The sequence below is a fragment of the Paracoccus contaminans genome (genome assembly GCF_002105555.1).
In the GTDB taxonomy this organism is placed as follows: Bacteria; Pseudomonadota; Alphaproteobacteria; order Rhodobacterales; family Rhodobacteraceae; genus Paracoccus; species Paracoccus contaminans.
Genome location: NZ_CP020613.1, coordinates 62548 through 83898, shown reverse-complemented (window position 1 = coordinate 83898; position 21351 = coordinate 62548). Strand labels below are relative to the sequence as shown.

18 protein-coding genes and 4 pseudogenes are annotated in these 21351 nt (G+C 70.1%); 15 read left to right on the top strand and 7 right to left on the bottom strand.

The genetic code is table 11. The features are described 5' to 3' along the window. Positions 1–103 precede the first annotated feature (103 nt). Positions 104–661, bottom strand: a complete 558-nt coding sequence (locus B0A89_RS14435; protein WP_157115437.1) for a DUF533 domain-containing protein — start codon at positions 659–661, stop codon at positions 104–106. Between the two features lie 129 nt (positions 662–790). Between B0A89_RS14435 and B0A89_RS14430 the strand changes: the two genes are divergently transcribed. Beyond that, complete coding sequence (locus tag B0A89_RS14430) at positions 791–2536, top strand: SLC13 family permease (protein WP_240558724.1); 1746 nt, start codon at positions 791–793, stop codon at positions 2534–2536. A gap of 86 nt (positions 2537–2622) precedes the next feature. Here B0A89_RS14430 and qhpG read toward each other — a convergent pair whose 3' ends face one another. Further along, positions 2623–3900, bottom strand: coding sequence for a flavin-dependent monooxygenase QhpG (qhpG, locus tag B0A89_RS14425; protein WP_085379030.1), 1278 nt, complete (start codon positions 3898–3900; stop codon positions 2623–2625). Positions 3901–4090: 190 nt separating this feature from the next. Here qhpG and B0A89_RS14895 point away from each other — a divergent pair, with 190 nt between their 5' ends. The 10 genes and pseudogenes from B0A89_RS14895 (at position 4091) to B0A89_RS15260 (ending at position 10230) form a co-directional block, all read left to right on the top strand. Beyond that, positions 4091–4315, top strand: a complete 225-nt coding sequence (locus B0A89_RS14895; RefSeq protein WP_240558730.1) for a hypothetical protein — start codon at positions 4091–4093, stop codon at positions 4313–4315. Next, entirely contained in the window at positions 4264–4995 is a 732-nt protein-coding gene (peaA, locus tag B0A89_RS14890) for a quinohemoprotein amine dehydrogenase subunit alpha (RefSeq protein ID WP_240558728.1), read from the top strand. The genes B0A89_RS14895 and peaA overlap by 52 nt, the downstream gene beginning before the upstream one ends. Positions 4996–5006: 11 nt before the next feature. Beyond that, the gene (gene peaB, locus B0A89_RS14415) at positions 5007–6440 is read left to right on the top strand and encodes a quinohemoprotein amine dehydrogenase maturation protein (RefSeq protein WP_085379028.1); all 1434 of its coding nucleotides are present in this window, start codon (positions 5007–5009) and stop codon (positions 6438–6440) included. Continuing rightward, on the top strand, positions 6437–6763 hold the full coding sequence (gene qhpC / locus B0A89_RS14410; RefSeq protein WP_085379027.1) for a quinohemoprotein amine dehydrogenase subunit gamma: 327 nt from the start codon (positions 6437–6439) through the stop codon (positions 6761–6763). The genes peaB and qhpC overlap by 4 nt, the downstream gene beginning before the upstream one ends. Beyond that, entirely contained in the window at positions 6760–7395 is a 636-nt protein-coding gene (locus B0A89_RS15275; protein WP_240558723.1) for a hypothetical protein, read from the top strand. Before qhpC ends, B0A89_RS15275 begins: the two co-directional genes overlap by 4 nt. Before the next feature lie 21 nt (positions 7396–7416). Beyond that, positions 7417–7842 (top strand): hypothetical protein, encoded by a 426-nt coding sequence (locus B0A89_RS15270; RefSeq protein ID WP_240558722.1) that lies wholly within the window; start codon positions 7417–7419, stop codon positions 7840–7842. Positions 7843–7845: 3 nt separating this feature from the next. After that, complete coding sequence (qhpE, locus tag B0A89_RS14400) at positions 7846–8520, top strand: subtilisin-like serine protease QhpE (RefSeq protein WP_157115436.1); 675 nt, start codon at positions 7846–7848, stop codon at positions 8518–8520. Next, positions 8517–8918: pseudogene (locus B0A89_RS15425) on the top strand (ABC transporter ATP-binding protein); the annotation flags it as partial. The gene qhpE and the pseudogene B0A89_RS15425, both read left to right, overlap by 4 nt. Positions 8919–9000: 82 nt before the next feature. Then, positions 9001–9144, top strand: coding sequence for a hypothetical protein (locus B0A89_RS15265; protein WP_240558720.1), 144 nt, complete (start codon positions 9001–9003; stop codon positions 9142–9144). Further along, a pseudogene (locus tag B0A89_RS15260) lies at positions 9145–10230 on the top strand (ATP-binding cassette domain-containing protein). Here the strand turns inward: B0A89_RS15260 and B0A89_RS14390 are convergent. Beyond that, entirely contained in the window at positions 10149–10850 is a 702-nt protein-coding gene (locus B0A89_RS14390; RefSeq protein WP_085379025.1) for a helix-turn-helix transcriptional regulator, read from the bottom strand. The pseudogene B0A89_RS15260 and the gene B0A89_RS14390 overlap by 82 nt on opposite strands. Positions 10851–11210: 360 nt before the next feature. Here B0A89_RS14390 and B0A89_RS14380 point away from each other — a divergent pair. The 4 genes and pseudogenes from B0A89_RS14380 (at position 11211) to B0A89_RS14365 (ending at position 16711) form a co-directional block, all read left to right on the top strand. Continuing rightward, positions 11211–12614: pseudogene (locus B0A89_RS14380) on the top strand (aldehyde dehydrogenase family protein). Between the two features lie 444 nt (positions 12615–13058). Further along, positions 13059–14723: pseudogene (locus tag B0A89_RS14370) on the top strand (acyl-CoA synthetase); the annotation flags it as partial. 24 nt (positions 14724–14747) lie between these two features. After that, positions 14748–15509 (top strand): SDR family NAD(P)-dependent oxidoreductase, encoded by a 762-nt coding sequence (locus B0A89_RS15255; protein WP_169712207.1) that lies wholly within the window; start codon positions 14748–14750, stop codon positions 15507–15509. An 11-nt stretch (positions 15510–15520) separates the two neighbouring features. Then, the gene (locus B0A89_RS14365; RefSeq protein ID WP_085379021.1) at positions 15521–16711 is read left to right on the top strand and encodes an acetyl-CoA C-acyltransferase; all 1191 of its coding nucleotides are present in this window, start codon (positions 15521–15523) and stop codon (positions 16709–16711) included. Between the two features lie 290 nt (positions 16712–17001). Here B0A89_RS14365 and B0A89_RS14360 read toward each other — a convergent pair whose 3' ends face one another. The 4 genes from B0A89_RS14360 to B0A89_RS14345 all read right to left on the bottom strand — a co-directional run bounded on the left by B0A89_RS14360 (position 17002) and on the right by B0A89_RS14345 (position 21349). Then, positions 17002–18075, bottom strand: a complete 1074-nt coding sequence (locus B0A89_RS14360; protein ID WP_157115435.1) for an NAD(P)-dependent alcohol dehydrogenase — start codon at positions 18073–18075, stop codon at positions 17002–17004. Between the two features lie 158 nt (positions 18076–18233). Further along, a complete protein-coding gene (locus tag B0A89_RS14355; RefSeq protein ID WP_085379019.1) occupies positions 18234–19088 on the bottom strand; it encodes a 3-oxoadipate:acetyl-CoA acetyltransferase in 855 nt (284 codons plus the stop codon). A gap of 36 nt (positions 19089–19124) precedes the next feature. Continuing rightward, entirely contained in the window at positions 19125–19913 is a 789-nt protein-coding gene (gene pcaD / locus B0A89_RS14350) for a 3-oxoadipate enol-lactonase (protein WP_085379018.1), read from the bottom strand. 110 nt (positions 19914–20023) lie between these two features. Further along, complete coding sequence (locus B0A89_RS14345; RefSeq protein WP_085379017.1) at positions 20024–21349, bottom strand: MFS transporter; 1326 nt, start codon at positions 21347–21349, stop codon at positions 20024–20026. Positions 21350–21351 lie beyond the last annotated feature (2 nt).

Sequence of the window (21351 nt, the reverse complement as noted above, 5' to 3'; positions counted from 1 at the left end):
ACCGCCGCGCCAGCAGGGAGCGGAATCACCGCTGCGCCAGCGCGGGGCGGGATCACCGCCGCGCCTGCGGGGGCGCGATCACGGCCCCTGCCCCCTGCGACCGTCAGGCGCGGTAGCGGCGTTCGAGGCTGCGGGCGATGTCGGCTGCAAGGCCAAGCCGCGCGGCCAGATAGTCGAGAAAGGCCCGGTTCACCTGGGCGCGCCGGTTCACCGCCAGCAGCGCCGCGGCATAGGCGTGGGTGGCCAGCCCCTCGGCCTCGACCCGCGCCAGCAGCGCCCCGAGATTTTGTGGCTCGGACAGGGCCGATGCCAGCCGCGCCTGCTCGGCCGCGCCGGCGCCGACGCGGCCCAGCACCTGCGGCAGCCCCTGCGCCTCGCGCGGATCGACCGTGCCATCGGCCTGCGCGGCGGCGGCCATCACATCGACCAGCAGCGCCCCCTGCCCCCCGTCCAAGGCGCGGAAGTTCAGCGTATGGGGCACCAGCACCTGCTGGCGGTTCGACAGCCAGCCATCGAGCAGGCGCGTCGCCAGCGCCGCCTCCAGCCGCCCCTCGGGGTCGGGGCCGGGGGACGGCGCCGACGGCGCATGCCCCAGGCCCGCCTCCTCCAGCGTCACGGCCTGGCCGTCGCGGTTGCGCGATGCCCGGAAAAGCCATCCCATGATATCCACTGCCAAAGGCTCCCCTGCATCAATGTCGGGTGGAACCGGGGCCGAGGCCCGGCGGTTCCGCCCTGCCTTTGCGGAGTGACCTAGGAATTGACCCTCGATCAAGCGCTTGCCTTCGGACTGATGGCCGTCACCATCGGTCTGTTCATCTGGGGGCGCCTGCCCTATGACCTTATCGCGCTGATTGCGCTGCTGGCGGGGGTCATCATCGGGATCATCCCCGCGGCCGAAGCCTTTTCCGGCTTTGGCGACGATGTAGTGATCATCGTGGCCACCGCCTTGCTGGTATCAGCCGCGGTGGCGCGGTCGGGGGCGGTGGAAACCGCGATGCGCCCCCTGCTGCGCAACCTCAAGGGCACGCAGTCGCAGGTGACGGTGCTGGTGCTGGCGGTCACGGCGCTGTCGATGGTGACCAAGAACGTGGGCGCCCTGGCCATGCTGATGCCGGTGGCGGCGCAGCTGTCGCGGCGCACGGGCACGCCGCTGTCCTTCATGCTGATGCCCATGGCCTTCGGCTCGCTCATCGGGGGGATCGTGACGCTGGTGGGCACCTCGCCCAACATCCTGGTATCCAAGGTGCGCGAGGATATCCTGGGCAAGCCCTTCGGCATGTTCGACTATGCGCCCGTGGGCATCGTCATCGCCGTGCTGGGCGTGGTCTTCCTGTCCTTCGCCTATCGCCTGCTGCCCGACCGCCGCGCCGCCAGCCGGTCGATGGACGCGGCCTTCACGCTCGAGGAATATGCGACCGAGGCGCGCGTCCCCGAAGGCTCGCCCTTTGTCGGCCGCACGGTGGCCGAGCTTGAGGCGCTGGCCGAGGGCGGGCTGCGCGTCACCACCGTCATCCGCGAACGCTTCCGCCGCCACGCCCCCCGCCCCGACGAGGCGCTGGCCGCCGAGGACGTGCTGCTGCTGAGCGGCGAGCCCGAGGATCTCGAACGCGTCGTCGCCCGCGCCCGCCTGCGCCTGGCGGGCGAGGAAGTGGCCGAGGACGAGACGGACGAGGGCGAGGCCGCCGTCGCCGAGGGCGTCGTCACCGCCGATTCCGCCCTGATCGGCCGCACCCCGGCCGAGGCGCAGCTGCTTGGCCGCCATGGCCTGCAGCTTCTGGCCGTCAGCCGGCGCGGCCATCGCCTTGATCGCCGCCTGCGCCGCCTGCGCTTCGAGGCGGGGGACGTGCTGATCCTCAAGGCCGCGCCCGAGCGGCTGGCCCCCTCGCTGGGCGAATTGCGCGTCTTGCCGCTGAGCCAGCGTGACGTGGCGCTTGGCAGCCGCAAGCGCAGCTGGATCCCGATCCTCGTCCTGGCCGCGGCGATGGTGCTGGTGGCGGCCCATGTCGTGCCGGTGGCCGTGGCCTTTGCAGGCGCGGCGGCGCTGATGCTGCTGCTGCGCGTGATGACGACCGAGGAGGCCTATGAATCGATCGAATGGCCGGTGATCGTGCTGCTGGCCGCGCTGATCCCGGTCAGCAACGCCATCCAGGCCACCGGCGGGTCAGACCTGATCGCCGCAGGGCTGCAACGCGTGGCCGGCGAGGTGCCGCCGCTGGCGGCCGTGGCGATGATGATCGTGCTGGCGATGGCGGTGACGCCCTTCCTCAACAACGCCGCGACCGTGCTGGTGATGGCGCCCATCGCGGCCAGCCTCGCCAAGCGGCTGGGCCTGAACCCCGATCCCTTCCTGATGGCGGTCGCGCTGGGGGCGGCCTGCGATTTCCTGACCCCGATCGGGCATCAGTGCAACACGCTGGTCATGGGGCCGGGCGGCTATCGCTTTGGCGATTACTGGCGGCTCGGCCTGCCGCTGTCGATCCTTGTCGTGGTGGTCGGCACGCCCATGATCGCGCTGGTCTGGGGCCTGGGCGGCTAAGCGCGAGGGCCGTCCGCCCGCAGGCAGGGGCGCCCTGCCGCCCACCCCCGCCGCGGCTGGCCTTGCGGGCCGGTCGGCCCGGCGGCTCAGGCCGGAGCAGCCATCTCGGTTTCCAGCCAGGCCGCGAAACCCGCGGCCCCCGGCCCAAAGCCGCGCAGCAGGTCCGCAGGGCCCTTGCCCCCCGCATGGGCCCGCCACAGTTCAGCCGCCGGAAGACCCCCGAACCATGCCACCCCCGCGGGAGAGCGGGGCGAGACCAGCACCTCGCATTCGGACAGCTGCCCGCGATCCACGATCACCTGCCGCCTTGTCGTGATCGGGCCTGCCGGGGGATGGGCCGGCTCGTCATCGGGGAACGACCCGCGCGCGCGCCAGAACGGCAGGGCAGAGCGGCCGGTCTCGGCCCGGATGAAATCGCGCCCGATCCGGGCCTGGCGCAGGAACAGCGCGCCCATGCGCTGTTCCAGGAACCGCCGCGCCAGATCCTTGCCGCCGCCATCCGGGCGCGCGGCAAGGGTGCGCCGGATGGCGGCGGCGGCAAGGGCGCCGGATACCGCCCAGAACATCCCGTGGCCCGACAGCGGGTCCATCGCGGCGGCCGCATCGCCGACCGGCAGCACCGACAGATCATCGGGCAAGGCTGACAGCACCGGCGCCGATTCGCGGATCACCATGGGCGCGGCGGCCAGCCTCGATCCGGGGGGCAGGCGATCGGCGCACAGGGCCAGACAGCGCGACAGACGCTCGGCCGGCGCAGCCGCCATGGGGCCGGCGGCGGCCAGGGTGATCTGCAACCAGCTCTTGCCGCCGCCCGGGCAGGCCAGCCATGCCCAACCCTCGTCGAAGGGCATCACCAGGGTCTGCGGGGCCGTTTCCGCCGCGCCCTCCAGCCATGCGCCGATCGAGACGGTCGGCGGGCCGCGCCGGATGGCGCCGCGCCTGCCGCCCCGCCGCCCGCGCGCGTCCAGCACCAGCGGCGCCTCGATCAGCCCGCCCGCGCCCAGCCGGGCGCCCCCGGCCGCGGGGGCCGCGGTGTCGGCGATCAGCCTGGCACCCGCGGCAACCGCGGCCTCGCGCAGCCGCCCGTCAAGCGCGGGGCGGGCCACCAGCCATTCCCGGTTTCCCTCATGCGCGGTGCCCGACCAGATGCTGCGGCGCGCGGCCCGCGTCAGGATGGCGCCGATATCGGGGACCATCTCGCGCTGAAGCCAGGCGGCAAGGCGGGGGCTCGTCCCCTCGATCCGGGACGGGGCCTCGCCCGGATCGATCAGAACGACGCGCTGGCCGTCGCGTGCGGCCAGCCAGGCCGAGACGGCGCCCGCCGGCCCGCCCCCGACGACGACAAGATCGACCCGCTCGCTCATCCGGCCTCCTGCCGGGCAGTGTGCTCGATCGCCTGTCATAAACGTGTCATTTGCGGCCAAGTTTGGCGCCCTGTGACATTTTGCCGCCCTTTGTCCGAAAATGACAAGTTTGCGGCACCGCAGTCGGTGACACTGGATGGCACAGCAACATGCGGGACGCGCGGTCCCGGTGCCAAAGGACCATCATCGGATGACCCGCCTTGCCCTTGCCATGCTTTCGACCTGTACGGTCTTTGCGCTTGCCACCCCCGCCCTTGCCAACAGCGGCGAGCAGGTGCTGGCCGATGTCTGCGGCGCCTGCCACACGCGGGACGAGCAGGGCAAGTATTCCCGCATCGACGACAGCCGCCGCACGCCCGAGGGCTGGGACATGAACGTCGTGCGGATGATCCGCAACTACGGCCTGGACGGCTGAAGGCGGTCAGGGCCGATGCGGCGCCGCAGATCCTGTCGGTCAGCCCCGGCCATATCAAGGCCGGCGAGGCGGCCGAGATCGTCATCACCGGCATCGGCCTGGAGGGCGCCCCCGCGCTGCCGGCCGGGGTCACGGCCGAGGTGGTGTCGGCCGATGCGAACCGTGTCGTCCTGAGGGCGGCGGCGGCGGCCGATGCGGCGGCCGGGCCGGGCGAGGTCAGGATCGGCGCCCTGGCCAGCCCGGCCGGCCTGATTGTCTATCGCGCGCTCGACCGGATCGCCGTCGAACCCGCGCTGACCTATTCGCGGATCGGCGGCAATGGCGGCCCGGTCGCCAAGCATCCCGCCCAGTTCGAGGCGATCGGCTGGCTGAACGGCCCCGATGCCAAGGCCGAAACCGCCGACGACATCCGTGTCGGCGCCATGCCGGCCGACTGGCGGACCGAGGATTTCGACGAGGCCGCGAAAAAGATGGAGGACGCCCGCTTTGCCGGCGCGATCGAGCCCAACGGCCTGTTCCAGCCGGCAGGCGCCGGCCCCAACCCCGAACGGCCCATGTCCACCAACAATGCCGGCAATCTCAAGGTGATCGCGGCGGTGAAGGATGGCGACAAGGTGCTTGAGGCGGCGGGGCATCTCTATGCGACGGTGCAGCGCTTCATCGATGCGCCGATCAACTGAAGGGGAACCCGATGACCGCGCTCGCTCTCATTGCCCATAACGCGCACCGGCTGGATGTGGACGGGCTTGCCATGCTGATGCATGTGCCGACCACCAGCCTGTTCCAGATGGATGCGGTCAGCCGCGATGTCTATGACCTGTTCCAGCGCGTCGGCGTCGCCGATGCCGCCATGCTGCAGGCGGAACTGAGCGGGCGGTTCAGCCCCCAGGACCTGGCCGACTGCGTGCAGAGCTTCGTCAGCCTCGACATCCTGCGCGACGCCGCCGCGCCCGAAACCCCGATCCGCATCCAGCGCGTCGAGGACATCGCCCTGTCCACGATCGTGCTGAACGTGAACACCGGCTGCAACCTTGCCTGCACCTATTGCTACAAGGAGGATCTGACGACCCCCGCCAAGGGCGAGCGGATGGATTTCGGCACCGCCCGCAAGTCGATCAACCTGCTGCTTGATCAGGCGCAGGCGCGCGGGGCGGTCAATGTCGTCTTCTTCGGCGGCGAGCCGCTGTCGAACATGCCGCTGATCCGGCAGGTGGTAGATTACGCCGAGGCGCGCGTGGCCGAACTGGGCAAAAGCGTCGATTTCTCGCTGACCACCAATGCCACGCTGCTGACCGAGGAGATCGTGGACAGGCTCGACGCGCACCGCGTGGCCATCACGGTCAGCATGGACGGCCCCAGGGCGATGCATGACAAGAACCGCCGCACCGTCGGCGGGCGCGGCACCTATGACGTGGTATCGGCCAAGGTGCGGATGCTGCTGTCGCGCTATCGCGCCCGGCCGGTCGGCGCCCGCGTCACCCTGACCCGCGGCGTGACCGACGTGATGGCGATCCACGACCATCTCAAGGATGATCTGGGCTTTGCCGAGGTGGGCTTCGGGCCGGCGACCTCTGGCCCGATCGCGGTGTTCAACCTTGACAACGCGCTGCTGCGCCAGGTGTTCGAGGACATGAAGACGCTGGGCCGGCGCTATGTCGAGGCCGCGATCCGCGGCGAGAATATCGGCTTTTCCAACATGCACCAGCTGCTGACCGACATCGCGCAGGGCACCAAGAAGGCGGTTCCCTGCGGGGCGGGCCTGGGCATGCTGGCGGTGGACAAGGGGGGCGATCTGCATCTGTGCCACCGCTTCGTCGGATCGCGACAGCCGACCTATGGCAATGTGGACAAGGGCATCGACGTGCCCCGGCTTGCCGCCTTCATCGAGGGGGCGCAGGATCGGTCGGGCTATGGCTGCCGCACCTGCCGCATCCGCTCGATCTGCGCGGGCGGGTGCTATCACGAAAGCTATGCCCGCCAGGGCGATCCCTTCTCGCCCGTCTATCACTACTGCGAGCTGCTGCGCGACTGGGTGGATTTCGGCATCGAGAGCTACACCCGCATCATGCAGGCCAACCCGTCCTTTTTCCGTCGCCACCTCGAACCGAGGAGAGCCCTGCAATGAAACATCTGACGCCGGCCAACGCCAAGGCCAAGCAGTTCACCGAGGCCGCCGCCGAGGGGCGCGAGGACGAGGTGGTTGCCATGAACTCGATGGTGGGTTGCACCACCTCCTTCGATCCGGGCTGGGAAATCGACGCCTTCGGGGGCGTGGCCAACCTTTGCCAGCCGATGGAGGCCGATCTTTACGGCTGCGCCGACCCCTGCTGGTGGCCCGCGCAGGTTCCCGACACGGTGAACACCTACCCGAACTGGAGCGACGCGGCCCCCGATGTCGAAAAGGACTGGCGCCAGCTGCAATCCGTCTTTCCCCGGACCAAGGTATGACCGCGATGCTGAACCGCGTTTCGATCTTTGCCCTCGCCACCCTGCTCGGCGTCGCGCCCGCGCTGGCCAGGGATTACCTGCTGGTCCCGGCACGTCCCGACAAGCTGGTGGTGGTGGATGCCGCCGCCATGTCGATCGACAAGGTCGTCCAGCTCGAGAACGCAGGCCCCCTGCCGCAGCTGCCGGTCGTCAATGACGAGGGCACCCGCGCCTATGTCATGATGAACAAGATGGAAAGCGTCGCCATCGTCGATCTGCTCAGCGGCGAGACGATCGGGCGCATCGAGATGAGCAGCGCCGAGGAGCGGGTGAAGGGCATGTTCGGCATGGACCTGTCGCCCGACGGCAAGACGCTGGCCGTCTATCAAAGCCCGGTCAGGATGCTGCAGGACGAATTCCAGGTCCAGCCGACCCGCATCGCCTTCTACGACGCCCAGACCGGCGCGCTCAAATCGACGGCCCCCGCGCCGCGCCAGATCACGGTGCTGGCCTGGTCGGGCGACGGCAGCAAGATCTATGGCCTGGGCCGCCGGATGCATGTCTTCGACGCGGCCGGAAAGCAGATCGACGAAAAGCCGATCGACACCTGGGAGCGCGCGAAATACAGCCAGCCGGACGTGCTGGACATCTAGTCCCAGTTCGAGACGTCGGGCATGGTGGTCAGCCCCTTCTATGCCGCCCGGCGCGATCTTGCGGCCGATGATCCGACCGCCTTCCGCACGGGCCTGCTGACGCAGGATCTGGACAGCGGCGAATTCAGCATGCGCGAATTCGAGGTGGCCGACATCTTCTATTTCTCGATGGCGGCCAGCCCCGACAAGACGCGCGCCTATGGCGCCTACAACTTCCTGTCCAGCTTTGATCTGAAGGCGGGAAAGCCGATCAAGCGGGTGCCGCTGCCGCACAGCTATTATTCGGTGAACGTCTCGACCGACGGAAAGACGCTGTATCTGGGCGGGGCGCTGTCCAATGTCGCGGCCTATGATGCCGAGACGCTCGAGCGCAAGGGCAGTGTCGCGCTGCCCGGCGGCGCGTCGACCTCGCTGGCCTCGGTGCGTGTGTTCACACGGAAGGACTGACCCGTGGGCGCCCCCCGGATCGGCCTTGTGGACAGCGGCGGGCCGGCGGATGCGATGCAGGGGGCATGCCTTTTCCTGCCGGACGGCCAGGCCGAGGCCCGGCCCGACCGGCTGGGCCACGGCACCGCCTGCGCCGCGCTGATCGCAAGGGCCGCACCGGGGGCGCGCCTGCTGCACGCGCAGGTCTTCCATGATCGTCCGGTGACCAGCGCCGACCGCGTCGCCCGCGCGATCCTGTGGCTGATCCCGCAGGCCGACCTGATCGTGATGAGCCTCGGCCTGCCCGCCGACCGGGCGCCGCTGGCCGATGCCTGCGCCCAAACGCAGCGCGCCGGGGTGGCAATGGTCGCCTCGGCCCCGGCGCGGGGCGGGCCGTGCTGGCCGGCGGCCTATCCCGGCGTGATCGCCGCCAGCGGCGATGCGCGCTGCGGATGGGATGATCTGTCGCTGCTGCCCGGCCGGCGGATCGGCGCCTGGTGCGCCTCGCCCGAACAGGGCGCGGCCGGGATGGGCGCGGCGGCTACAGGCGGGGCGGCGATGGGCGGGGCCAGCCTTGCCGCGGCGCGGGTCGCGGGGCATCTGGCAGCCCATTGGCCCGAGGCCCGGCACCATCCCGAATTGTGGCTGGCGGCGCGTGCCGCCCATGTCGGGGCCGAGCGGCGGGGCGTTCCGGCATGAAGCTGCGCGGCCGCCTTGCGCGCCTTGCCGCGCGCCTCGTCTTCGGGCCGCAGGCGGGCTGGCTTGCCCCCGTCATCGCCCGTTCGCTGCCCGGCATCGGGGCGGTGCTCGCAACCTCGCTGACGGCGGCGGCGCTGGGGCTGGCGCCGCCCTGGCTGACCAAGCAGCTGATCGACAAGGGGCTGATGGCGCGCGATGCGGGGGCGCTGTGGCTTTATGCGGGCGCGCTGTTTGCCGTAGGGCTGGCCGCGCTGGCTTCGGGCGCGGCCAACAGCCTGCTGCACATGCATTTTTCGGCGGCGATGCTGGCCGATCTGCGGGCGCGAATGCTGGGGGCGGCGATGGGCCGGCCCGCCACCCTGCCCGCGCTGGCGGTGGGCGAGGCGATGGCCCGGCTTGACGGCGACACGGCCGAGATCCAGCAATTCGCCTTCAACAGCCTGCTTGCCACGGCGGGATCGCTGTTCCGGCGGGGCGGCGATGCTGTTCGTGCTCGAATGGCGGCTGGCCCTGGCGGCGGTGGCGGCGGCGCCGCTGAACCTCATGTTCCTGGCCCGGGCGCGGCCCCGCACCCGCGCGCGGGCCGAAGGCGTGCGCAGCAGCCGCGGGGCGCTGTCGGCCTAGATGGTCGAGACGATCGCCGGCCTGCCCGCCATCCGCAGCCTGGGGGCCGAGGGCACGCGCGCCGCCGCCTTTGCGCCCTTGCAGGGGGCGCAGATCGCCCTGCTGATCGGCCAGCGCCGCTGGCTCGAGCTGACCTCGGCCGTGCCGCAGATCGTCAACGCGGCGGTGCGTTCGGCGGTGCTGCTGGCGGGCGGGCTGATGGTGATCGCGGGAACATGGCCGCTCGGCTCGCTGATCGCGTTTCTGGCCTATATCGGCATGATGACCGGGCCATTGCAGAACCTGCTTGGCCTTTATCATGCGCAGGCCCAGGCCAAGGTTGCCCTCGCGCGGTTGTCGGCGCTGGCGGCGCAGGCTGGGGCCGAGCCTTCGGGGCGGGCGCCTGCACCGGGGCCGGGCGGGCTGCGCCTCGTGGCGGCGCGGGCGCGGGCGGGGCGGCATCTGCCCTTGAACCTGACCATCCGGCCGGGCCAGCGCGTGCTGCTTGACGGGCCATCGGGGATCGGCAAATCGACGCTGGTGGGGCTGGCCGCGCGGCTGGCGCGCCCGAGGCGGGCGCGCGGGTCTATCTCGACGGCGAAGATGTCGCCGGGTTGAACCTTGCCGCCCTGCGCCGCGCCGTGGCGATCATTCCGCAGGAAGCCTGCCCTGTTCCAGGGCACGCTGGCCGACAACCTGCGCCTGGCCGATCCGGCGGCCGATGATGCGCGTCTGCGGCAGGTGCTGGATGATGCCGGGCTGCTGGCCGATCTGCGCGCGCGGGGGCATGATCTGGGCATGGCCATTGCCGAGGGTGGCCGCAACCTGTCGGGGGGCGAGCGTCAGCGGATCGCGCTGGCGCGCGCGCTGCTGCTGCCCTTCAGGGTGCTGGTCCTTGATGAAAGCCTCTCCGAGGTCGATTCCGGCACCGCCCTGCACATCCTCAACGCCCTGCTGGCGCGTTACCCCGACCGCACGATCATCGTCATCGCCCATGCCGGCCCGGCGCGGGCGCTGCCCTTCGATCAGGTGGTCACGCTGGCGGCCGACCCGGCCTTGCGCAATTCGCGCGGCGAGGCGCCGAACCAGCGCGAGAACGCGGTATGATCGGAATAGCCCAGGCGCATCGCGATCTCGGTCATCGGCAGGTCGCTGCGCACCAGCAGCGCATGGCCGACATCGCGCCGGCATGCCTCGGTCAGCGCGTGGAACGAAGTGCCCTCGGTGTCGAGCTGCCGGCGCAGGGTTCGCGTCGAGACGCCCATGTCATGGGCCACCGCGTCCTGGGTGATGTCCTGCCGGCCGATCCGCGCCATCAGCATGTGCAGGACGCGATGACTTGTCGGCCGGCGCCGCCAGTCGGCCTGGATCTGGGCCTCAAGCCCCTTCATCGCCCGCCGGAACGCCTCGCCCGTCTCCAGGGCCGAACGCTCGGCCTGCTGGCAGTCGAGCAGGCGGACGGGAAAGCTGATGGCGTTGACTTCGGATGGGCAAGGCGCCGTGCCCATGCGGCCGGCCAGGGCCCTGCGCGCCACGCTTGCCTCGTGTTCGAACGCGACGCTGCAGTTGCGCCCGGCGCCGGGCGCAAAGCGCAGGATCACCCCGGTCAGCAGGCCCAGCGTCAGTTCGGCATCCGCCTGGCGCGGCCAGACCGCATTGTCGAGGATGCGATAGGAAAACCGCCCCCGATCGTCCTCGACCCTGAAACCGACGCTGGATGGCGGCAAAGCCGCGCAGCGCCGCGCCGAGCGTAGGTGCCAGCGCAAGGGTGCAGCCGAGCGCGCCCAGATGGGCAAGGTCCATCGTCTCGCCCGCCCGCCACATCGCCAGCGGGTCGAGCGAACGGGCCGCGATCGCTTCCAGCCGGGCCGCGAAATCGGCCAGCAGCATGGTCGGCTTTTCGCCCTCCGCGGCCTCGTCCCCCATCACGCCCGCCAGCGCCGCCAGCGGCCGGGAGATGATCCACGATCCCTCCACGCAAGTCCCCTTCCCTCTCCCCGCGAAAAGCTTCGGGCGGATGGTTGGCTTGCGTCAACTCCAGTTTGCGTGCCTGCGCGACAACGCGCCTGAATGATGAAGGAAAAGTCATGTCCGACTACAAACTGCTGATCAATGGACAGCTGGTGGACGGCGATCAGACCATGCCGGTTCTGAACCCCGCGACCGAGGAGGTGCTGGCCGAGTGCCCGCGCGCATCCGAGGCCCAGCTGAACGAGGCCGTCGCCGCGGCCAAGGCGGCCCATCCCGCCTGGGCGCGCCGCCCGATCGGGGAACGGGGCCAGATGCTGATGGACTGGGCCGACGCGATGGAGGGGCAAGCCGACAGCCTTGCCCGCCTGCTGACGCAGGAACAGGGCAAGCCGCTGGCCGAGGCCACCGCCGAGATCGCCTATACCGTCTATTTCATCCGCAACCTCGCGCCGCTGGACCTGCCGGTGAAGGTGATCGAGGACAATGACAGCCGCCTGGTCGAACAGCATCGCCGTCCGCTGGGCGTGGTGGGCGCGATCATCCCGTGGAACTTTCCGGTTCTGCTGATCGCGTTCAAGGCGCCGCTGGCCCTGCTGGCGGGCAACACCCTTGTCATGAAGCCCGCCCCGACGACGCCGCTGACCACGCTGAAGGTGGGCGAGATCATGGCCGGCATCTTCCCCGCCGGGGTGGTCAACATCGTCACCGACCAGAACGATCTTGGCCCCAAGATGACCCGGCACCCCGACATCGCCAAGATCAGCTTCACCGGCTCGTCCGAAACCGGGCGCAAGGTGATGGCCAGCGCGGCGGAAACGATCAAGCGCGTCACGCTGGAACTGGACGGCAACGATGCCGCGATCGTGCTGCCGGGGGCCGATCCCGATGCCGTGGCGCCAGGCATCTTCGGCGCGGCCTTCATGAATGCGGGGCAGGTCTGCCTCGCCGTCAAGCGGGTCTATGTCCATGACAGCCTTTATGACGCGGTGGTCGAGCGGCTGGCGAAACTGGCCGAGGCGGCGGTGGTCGATGACGGGCTGAAACAGGGCACGACCATCGGCCCGATCCAGAACCGCGCCTAGTTTGAAAAGGTGCAGGGCATCATCGAACAGGCCCGGCGCGACGGGCGCCTGGTCGCCGGCGGCACCGTCGAGGACCGGCCGGGCTATTTCATCCGCCCCACCATCATCGCCGACATCGACGATGACGCCGAGCTGGTCGCGCAGGAACAGTTCGGCCCGGTCCTGCCGGTCCTTCGCTTCGACGATCCCGAGGACGCGCTGAAGCGCGCCAATCACAGCCCCTGGGGCCTTGGCGGATCGGTCTGGGGCGCCGACCGCGCCCTGGCGCGCGACATCGCGCTGCGGATGGATGCCGGGCAGGTGTGGATCAACAAGCATCTCGATTTCGGGCCGAACATCCCCTTTGGCGGGGCCAAGCAATCGGGCATCGGCGTCGTATTCGCCGAGGAAGGGCTGGCCGAATTCACCCAGATCCACGTCCTCAACGAAGCCCGCTGATCGGCCGGGCGGGGCGGCTGCGCCCTTGGCTGGCGCGGCCGCCCTCGACAGCCTTGCCCCCGTCCCGCGGCCGGGGCCTTTCACCGGCGATCCCGGCGGCTTTTGCCCGCGCTGTCGCGGCGCCTTCTCGCCCTGTCCCCCAGGGGGCGGGGCGGGCGCAGGCAGGCGCGCGGGGCGGGCAGCGCGAGGGCCGTCAGGACGATGGCGCCCGCGCCGGCACGGGTGCTGGCGATCACGGTATTGCTGATCCGGGCGGCGGCTGCCGCGGCGGCCCGGCCGTCACGGGGCCGTCCCCATCCGGGGGCAAGCCCCAGGCGCCCCGCGCCCTCGGCCCGTGCCCCTTGGCGCACAGGGCCTCCAATTGACCATTAATGTCATTGTTTTCGGTGCCCTGCGGCGTAGTCTCTTGCTGCGGCCAAGGGCGCGCGTCAGGGAGGAGACTGAATGACCGAACAATCCGCATCCATGGTGCGCCCTGGCTATGCCGATGCCATCAACCTGTTCCGAATCGAGAACGCGATCGCGCAGTTGCAGGGCGATCTGGTCACCGGGCTGAACGCCTGCGCCGAATGCGTCGATCGCCACTGCGGGGAAGACCGCCTCGCGCTGCGCCATGTGGCGCCCGACGGCACGCTGACGAGCTACAGCTTCGAGCAGCTGCGCGAGATGGCGGCGCGCTTTGCCAATGTGCTGGCCGCGCAGGGGATCAAGGCGGGCGACGTGGTGGCGGGCATGCTGCCGCGCACGCCCGAGCTGATGGCGGCGGTGCTGGGGACATGGCGGATCGGCGCCGTCTATCAGCCGCTGTTCACCGCCTTCGGCCCCGCCGCGATAGAACAGCGCTTCGCCACCTCGGGCGCGAAGCTGGTCGTCACCAATGCCGCCAACCGGGCCAAGCTGGACGACGTGCCCGCCCGCCCGCTCGTGGCGATGGTGCTGGCCGCGGGCGAGGCGCTGCCCGAGGGCGATCTGGACCTGCGCGCCGCCATGGCCGCGGCCCCCGCGCAATTCGATCCGGTGCTGCGGGGCGGGGACGATCTGTTCCTGATGATGTCCACATCGGGCACCACCGGCCTGCCCAAGGGCGTTCCGGTGCCGCTGCGCGCGCTGCTGTCCTTTGCCGGCTACATGCGCCATGCGATCGATCTGCGCCCCGATGACGTGTTCTGGAACATCGCCGATCCGGGCTGGGCCTACGGGCTTTACTACGCCATCACCGGGCCGCTGCTGCTGGGCCAGGCGACCACCTTTGTCGAGGCCGGCTTCACCGCCGCCTCGACCTATGAGGTGATCCGCCGTCTGGGCGTCACCAACCTGGCCGGCTCGCCCACCGCGTTCCGCCTGCTGATCGCAGCGGGCGAGGGCGCGGCAGAGCCGGTCAAGGGGATGCTGCGCGTCGTGTCCTCGGCCGGCGAGCCGCTGAACCCCGAGGTGATCCGCTGGTTCGACCAGCATCTGGGCGCCCCGATCCACGACCATTACGGCCAGACCGAACTGGGCATGGTGGTCAACAACCATCACGGGCTGGATCATCCGGTCCGCGCCGGATCGGCGGGCTATGCCATGCCCGGCTATCGCATCTGCGTGCTGGACGAGAACCGCCGGGAACTGGGGCCAAACCAGCCGGGCATCCTGGCGGTGGACATCAGCAATTCGCCCCTGCTGTGGTTCACCGGCTATCACAACAAGGACACCCCCGCGATCGCGGGCGGCTATTACAGCACCGGCGACAGCGTGGAATTCGAGGCCGACGGCTCGATCAGCTTCATCGGGCGGCTGGATGACGTGATCACCTCGTCGGGCTATCGCATCGGCCCCTTCGACGTGGAATCGGCCCTGCTGGAACATCCCGCGGTAACCGAGGCCGCCGTGATCGGCGTTCCCGACCCCGAACGGACCGAACTGGTGAAGGCCTTCGTCGTGCTGGCCGAGGGCCATCAGGGCAGCGACGCGCTGGCCGATGAGCTGGCCCAGTATGTCAAGCAGCGGCTTTCGGCCCATGCCTATCCGCGCATCATCGACTTCGTGACCGACCTGCCCAAGACGCCCTCGGGCAAGATCCAGCGATTCGTGCTGCGCAAGGCCGAGATCAGCCGGCAGGCGGCGCAGGCCGCGCCCGCCCCGCGGCAGGGCATGGCGAATGCGGTCGTCCTGGTGACGGGGGGCGGGTCGGGCCTTGGCGCCGCTGTGGCGCGGATGGTTGTCCAGAACGGCGGCAAGGCCGTGCTGCTGGACGTGAACGCCGATGCGGGGCAGGCCGTGGCCGAGGAGCTGAGCGCCCCGGCGGTCTTTGTAAAGACCGATGTCACATCCGAGGCCGATGGCCGCGCGGCCATCGCGCGCGCCATCGAGGCCTTCGGCCGCATCGACGTGATGGTGAACTGCGCGGGCGTGGCGCCGGGGGAAAAGATCCTGGGCAAGAACGGCCCGCACCGGCTGGACAGCTTTGCCCGCGCCATCACGATCAACCTGGTCGGCACGTTCAACATGCTGCGCCTTGCGGCCGAGGCGATGGCGCGGAACGAACCCGACGCGCGCGGCGAACGGGGCGTGATCGTCAACACCGCCTCGATCGCCTGTCAGGACGGCCAGATCGGCCAGTGCGCCTATGCCGCGTCCAAGGGGGGTGTCGCCTCGCTGACCCTGCCGGCGGCGCGGGAACTGGCGCGCAGCGGCATCCGCGTCGTCGCCATCGCGCCGGGCATCTTCGGCACGCCCATGATGGCCGGCCTGCCGCAAGAGGTGCAGGACAGCCTGGGCGCCACCGTGCCCTTCCCGTCGCGCCTGGGCGATCCGGCCGAATATGCCGCCCTTGTGCGCCACGTGGTTGAAAACCAGATGCTGAACGGCGAGGTGATCCGCCTGGACGGGGCGCTTCGCATGGCCCCGAAATGAGGATTGCTGCCATGACCGATCATGATCCCATCGTCATCCTGGGCGACGCCCGCACCCCCATGGGCGGGTTCCAGGGCGATCTGTCCGGCCTGACGGCCGCCCAGCTTGGCGCGGCCGCGATCCGCGCCGCGGTTGAGCGCAGCGGCATTGCGCCGGATGCGGTCGAGGAAATCGTCATGGGCTGCGTGCTGCCGGCCGGGCAGGGGCAGGCGCCGGCGCGCCAGGCGGCAATCGGCGCGGGCCTGCCGCTGGGCGCGGGGGCCACGACCGTCAACAAGATGTGCGGATCGGGGATGAAGGCGGCGATGTTCGCCCATGACCTGCTGCTGGCCGGTTCGGCCGACATCGCCGTGGCGGGCGGGATGGAGAGCATGACCAACGCCCCCTATCTGCTGGCCAAGGCGCGGGGCGGCTTTCGCATGGGTCACGGCGAGATCAAGGACCACATGTTCCTCGACGGGCTGGAGGACGCCTATGACAAGGGCCGCCTGATGGGCAGCTTTGCCGAGGAATGTGCCGATGCCTACGGCTTCACCCGGCAGGACCAGGATGCCTATGCGCTGCAATCGCTGACCCGCGCCCGCAGCGCCATCGAGGGCGGCGCCTTTCGCGCCGAGATCACCCCCGTGACCGTTCCCGGCCGCAAGGGCGACATGCTGGTCGAGATCGACGAGCAGCCCGGCAAGGCGATGCCCGACAAGATCCCCACGCTCAAGCCCGCCTTCCGCAAGGACGGGACGGTGACGGCGGCGAACAGCTCCTCGATCTCGGACGGGGCTGCGGCCATGGTGCTGATGCGCCGCAGCCGGGCCGAAAGGCTGGGCCTGAGGCCGCGCGCGGTCATCACCGGCCATGCGACCTATGCCGGCAAGCCCAGCCTGTTCCCCACCGCCCCGGTCGGGGCGATCCGGCGGCTGGCCGAGCGCACCGGCTGGAACCTGGGGGATGTGGACCTGTTCGAGGTGAACGAGGCCTTTGCCGTCGTCGCCATGGCCGCGATGCGCGAGCTGGACCTGCCCCATGACCGGGTGAACGTCCATGGCGGGGCCTGCGCGCTTGGCCACCCGATCGGCGCATCGGGTGCGCGGGTCATGGTCACGCTGCTGAACGCGCTGGAAACCCATGGCCTGTCGCGGGGCGTCGCCGCGCTGTGCATCGGCGGGGGCGAGGCCACCGCCCTCGCCATCGAGCGGCTGTCCTGATCGGGCCGGCCGGGCAAGGGGCGCGGGACGGGGGCGGCGCGCAGGATCAGCCTGGCTTTCCCGCCCCCCGACCGGCGGGGCGCGGCTGCGCCCTGCCCCGCGAAAGGATGCGGCGGATGGGCGATGCGGGCCTTGCCGTCCCCACCGGGCCACGCGGCTGAAAAGCCCGCATCGCCGACCGAGCGCGGGGGGCCGGGACAAGCGCCGGCGCCGATGGCGGTGCCCCTGCCCTCATCCCGGCCCGAGGGCGCGCGGCCTTGCGCCCGGCCCGGCAGCCTGCCGCGAGGCGATCAGGGCCTCAGCGCCACCTTAAGCACCCCGTCGCGCTGGTTGGCGAACAGGTCGTAGGCTTCCTCGATCTGGTCGAGGGTGAAGCTGTGCGTCACCATTTCCGACAGGTCGATGCGGCCGGAATCGATGACGGCCATCAGGCGGCGCATCCGCTCCTTGCCGCCGGGGCACAGGCCGCTGATGATCTTGTGATCGCCCAGGCCCGCTGCATAGGCGTCCAGCGGGATGCGCAGGTCGCCGGAATAGACGCCCAGGCTGGACAGCACCCCGCCGGGCCGAAGCACACGCAGGCAGCTTTCAAAGGTGCGCGCGGTCCCCAGCGCCTCGATCGCCACATCGACGCCGCGCCCATCGGTCAGTTCCATGATGCGCTCGACCGGATCGCAGGCGGTGAAATCCACCACCTCGTCGGCGCCCATGCGGCGCGACACCTCCATCCGGCGGGCGATGGAATCGACGGTGATGATCCGCGTCGCGCCGCTCAGCCGGGCGCCCGCGGTGGCGCAAAGGCCGATCGGCCCCTGGGCAAAGATCGCAACCGTGTCACCGATGCGCACGCCCCCCTGTTCGGCGCCGGCAAAGCCGGTGGACATGATGTCGGGGCACATCAGCACCTGCTCGTCCGTCAGGCCGTCGGGGATCACCGCAAGGTTCGTCATCGCGTCGGGCACCAGCAGGTATTCCGCCTGCGCCCCGTCGATGGTGTTGCCAAAGCGCCAGCCGCCCATCGCCTGAAAGCCGTGCCGGCTGCGCGGCCCGTCCTGCGAGCATTGCCCGCACAGGCAGGCGTTGGAATAGCCCGAGGGCGTGATCGCGCCGGCGATGACCCGCTGCCCCTCGCTGAACCCCTCGACGGCAGAGCCGAGCTTTTCGATGATTCCCACGGGTTCGTGGCCGATGGTCAGCCCCCGCGCCACGGGATATTCGCCCTTGAGGATATGGACATCGGTGCCGCAGATGGTCGTGGTGGTGATGCGGATGACCGCATCCAGCGGACCGGGCGAGGGGATCGGCTTGTCCTCAAGGACAATGCGGCCCTTTTCGACGAACACGGCGGCTTTCATCATCGGCACTGGTCTTCCTCCCGTCATGGCGGCATCCGGGGATCGGCGCTGTCAGGCCCATCCCTGCCCATCTTCGCCAGCCTCGCCATCCGCTGTAAGAAGAATATGACATGGATCAAGCCGGGTCCGTTCATGCCCCGCGCCTTGTGCCGCGGGGCGCGGCGGCGTCAGGCCGCGGCGGGCATGCGCAGGCCCAGGATCGCCCTGGCCTGCCGCCAGTCGGCCACGGGGCGGTCATATCGCGCGCACAGATCCGCCGCGCGCCGCACCAGCGCCGCATTCGACGGCGCCAGCCTCTCGCGGTCGAGCCGGACATTGTCCTCAAGCCCCGTGCGCGCATGCCCGCCCGAGCTGATCGCCCATTCGTTCAGCACGATCTGGCTTGGCCCGATCCCGGCCGCGCACCAGGGCGCATCCGCGCCGAACAGCCGTTCCACCGTGCGGATGTAATAGTCGAACACGTCGCGGTCGGCGGGCATGGCGTTCTTCACGCCCATCACGAACTGCACATAGGGCGTGCCGGCCAGCCGCCCGTCATCGGCCATCCGCTTGGCCTGCAGGATATGCGACAGGTCAAACGCCTCGATCTCGGGCTTGACGCCATGGGCCAGCATCTGCGCCGCCAGCCAGTCCACCAGATCGGGCGGGTTCTCATAGACGCGGGTCGGAAAGTTGTTCGAGCCGACCGAAAGCGACGCCATGTCGGGGGCCAGCGGCAGCATGCCCCCCCGCGCCTGCCCCGCGCCAGACCGCCCGCCCGTGGACAGCTGCACGATCATGCCGGGGCAGTGCGTCTCGATCCCCTCCTTCAGCCGGGCGAAGCGTTCGGGGTCCGAGGTCGGGCGCCCCTCGTCGTCGCGCACATGGCAATGCGCGATGGTGGCACCGGCCTCAAAGGCCTCATGCGTCGATTCAACCTGCTCGGCGATGGTGATCGGAACCGCCGGGTTGTTCTCCTTGGTCGGCAGCGACCCGGTGATCGCAACGCAGATGATGCAGGGCTTGCCAGAGACGTCAGACATGGGTGCTTCCTGGGTTGGTTCGTGGCGCGTGCGGGTTCACAGATGGCCGGTTTCGCCAAGAAACCGGGCCAGGATCGCGGCATATGCGTCCGGCGTTTCCACGCAGGGGATATGCGCGGCCTCCTCGATCAGATCGAACCGGGCCCCTCGGATCAGATCGGCGGTGGCCTGCACGATGTCGGGCGGGGTGGCGCCGTCATGGCCGCCCGCGATCAGCTGCACGGGCAGGCGCAGATCGCGCGCCGCATCGCGCAGATCGGCCGATGCGATGGCCGCGCAGCAGGCGACATAGCCCTCGGCCGGCTGGCGGGCCAGCATGCGCGCCCAGGGGGCCTGCCGGCCCGCGGCCCGGAAGGCTGGGGAAAACCACCGCTCCATCGTCGCATCCGCGATGCTGGCCAGGCCATCGGCCCGGATCGCCGCGATGCGGGCGTTCCACATCGCCCCATCCCCGATGCGCACGGCCGAGTTCGAGATGACCAGCCCCGCCAGCAGGCCCGGATGGCGCAGGGCCAGCGACTGCCCGATCAGCCCGCCGATCGACAGCCCGACGAACAGGGCGCGGCCCAGCCCCAGATGCCGCATCAGCGCCGCCGCGTCGTCGGCCAGCGTCTCGATCGCATAGGGGCCGGGGGTTTCCTCGGACAGGCCATGGCCGCGCTTGTCATAGCGCAGCACGCGCAGGCCGCTGGGCAGATGCGGCAACAGATCGTCCCACACCCGCAGATCGGTGCCCAGCGAGTTGGCAAACACCACCACCGGGCCGCCCTCCGGGCCGTCGAGCCGATAATGCAGGTCGGCCCCGTTCACGGTTGCGGTCAGCATGGGCGGGTCGCCCCCGGCGAAGGGATTGTTGCGCTGGCGTCCATGAGCTGTCCTTTCGGGATTGATGGGCCGACCAAGGCGATGATGCACCCGGTCGGCCCTGCGTCTGATCAGGCCGCAGCCAGCGGCCGCGTCGTCGTATCCCGGCGATGCGCCAGGGTGAACACCACCATCGCCGCCACCGACACCACCGCCGGGATCGCGAAGATCAGGAAGTTGTCGCGCAGCGGCAGTTGCCGGGCCAGCAGGAACCCGCCCAGCGTCGGCCCGACGATCGCCCCGACACGGCCCACGCCCGACGCCCAGCCCAGGCCCGTCGAGCGGACCGACAGGTCATAAAGCTGCGCGACGCTGGCATAGAGCAGGATCTGCGTGCCGATCGTGGATGCCCCGGCCACAAAGATCAGCGCGAACAGCACCGCGGGCGACGGGCCAAAGCCGATCAGCGCGATCGAGGCGGCGGCGGCGGCGAAGAAGGCCACCACGACCTTGGGCAGGCCGAACCGGTCGCCCAGCCGGCCCCCCGTGATCGCCCCGATCATCCCGCCGAAGTTCAGCGAAAAAAGGCTCAGCAGGCTGGCCTTTTCGGCATAGCCGGCCTCTTGCAGCACCTTGGGCAGCCACGAGGACAGCAGATAGACCAGCAACAGGCAGCAGAAGAACGACACCCACAGCATGGCCGTGCGGGTGGCGCGGTTATGGCCGAACAGCGCCGCGACCGAGGCCGGGGCGCCCTTGGTATCGGTGAAGACCAGCTGGTCGCCCGCGCCCACGCCCGGATCGATGCGGGCCAGCAGCCGCCGTGCCTCGTCCTGGCGGCCCTGCCGGATCAGGAAGCCCAGCGATTCGGGCAGCTTCCACAGCACCAGCGGCAGCAGCGCCAGCGGCAGCGCGGCGATGAAGAACATCGGCTTCCACCCCCAGACGGGGATCAGCTGGATGCCAAGGATCGCGGCCACCATGCCGCCGATCGAATAGCCCGAGAACATGATGGCCACCATCGTGCCGCGCAGGCGCTTTGGTGCGTATTCGTTCATCAGCGCAACGGCGTTCGGCATCAGCCCGCCGCAGCCCAGACCCGCGATGAAGCGGAAGATCTTGAACTGCGTGGGCGTATTGGCAAATCCCGTCAGCAGCGTCGCCGTGGTGAACAGCGCAAAGCTGAGCGCGATGCCCTTCTTGCGGCCGATCCGGTCGGCCAGCGGGCCGAAGACCAGCGCCCCGAACATCATCCCGAACAGCGCCCAGGCCTGCAAGGCCCCCGCCTGCGGCTTGGTCAGGCCCCATTCCTTGATCAGCGTCGGCAGCACCGTGCCGGCCACGAACACGTCATAGCCATCGACGATCAGCAGCGCGCCGCACAGCGCGACCACCATCCATTGAAAGCGGCCGAACGGACTTTGGTCCATCGCCTGGCCGACATCTATCGTTCGCATGT

What these genes read in the sequence shown, in the direction of transcription:
- B0A89_RS14430 (WP_240558724.1), top strand. Translation starts at nt 791, where the DNA reads ATGGCCGTCACCATCGGTCTGTTCATCTGGGGGCGCCTGCCCTATGAC.
- qhpG (WP_085379030.1), bottom strand. Translation starts at nt 3,900, where the DNA reads ATGAGCGAGCGGGTCGATCTTGTCGTCGTCGGGGGCGGGCCGGCGGGC.
- B0A89_RS15255 (WP_169712207.1), top strand. Translation starts at nt 14,748, where the DNA reads ATGGCGAATGCGGTCGTCCTGGTGACGGGGGGCGGGTCGGGCCTTGGC.
- peaB (WP_085379028.1), top strand. Translation starts at nt 5,007, where the DNA reads ATGACCGCGCTCGCTCTCATTGCCCATAACGCGCACCGGCTGGATGTG.
- B0A89_RS15265 (WP_240558720.1), top strand. Translation starts at nt 9,001, where the DNA reads ATGCTGTTCGTGCTCGAATGGCGGCTGGCCCTGGCGGCGGTGGCGGCG.
- B0A89_RS15270 (WP_240558722.1), top strand. Translation starts at nt 7,417, where the DNA reads ATGGTGGTCAGCCCCTTCTATGCCGCCCGGCGCGATCTTGCGGCCGAT.
- B0A89_RS14435 (WP_157115437.1), bottom strand. Translation starts at nt 661, where the DNA reads ATGGGATGGCTTTTCCGGGCATCGCGCAACCGCGACGGCCAGGCCGTG.
- pcaD (WP_085379018.1), bottom strand. Translation starts at nt 19,913, where the DNA reads ATGCTGACCGCAACCGTGAACGGGGCCGACCTGCATTATCGGCTCGAC.
- B0A89_RS14365 (WP_085379021.1), top strand. Translation starts at nt 15,521, where the DNA reads ATGACCGATCATGATCCCATCGTCATCCTGGGCGACGCCCGCACCCCC.
- B0A89_RS14345 (WP_085379017.1), bottom strand. Translation starts at nt 21,349, where the DNA reads ATGCGAACGATAGATGTCGGCCAGGCGATGGACCAAAGTCCGTTCGGC.
- B0A89_RS15275 (WP_240558723.1), top strand. Translation starts at nt 6,760, where the DNA reads ATGACCGCGATGCTGAACCGCGTTTCGATCTTTGCCCTCGCCACCCTG.
- qhpC (WP_085379027.1), top strand. Translation starts at nt 6,437, where the DNA reads ATGAAACATCTGACGCCGGCCAACGCCAAGGCCAAGCAGTTCACCGAG.
- B0A89_RS14895 (WP_240558730.1), top strand. Translation starts at nt 4,091, where the DNA reads ATGACCCGCCTTGCCCTTGCCATGCTTTCGACCTGTACGGTCTTTGCG.
- B0A89_RS14355 (WP_085379019.1), bottom strand. Translation starts at nt 19,088, where the DNA reads ATGTCTGACGTCTCTGGCAAGCCCTGCATCATCTGCGTTGCGATCACC.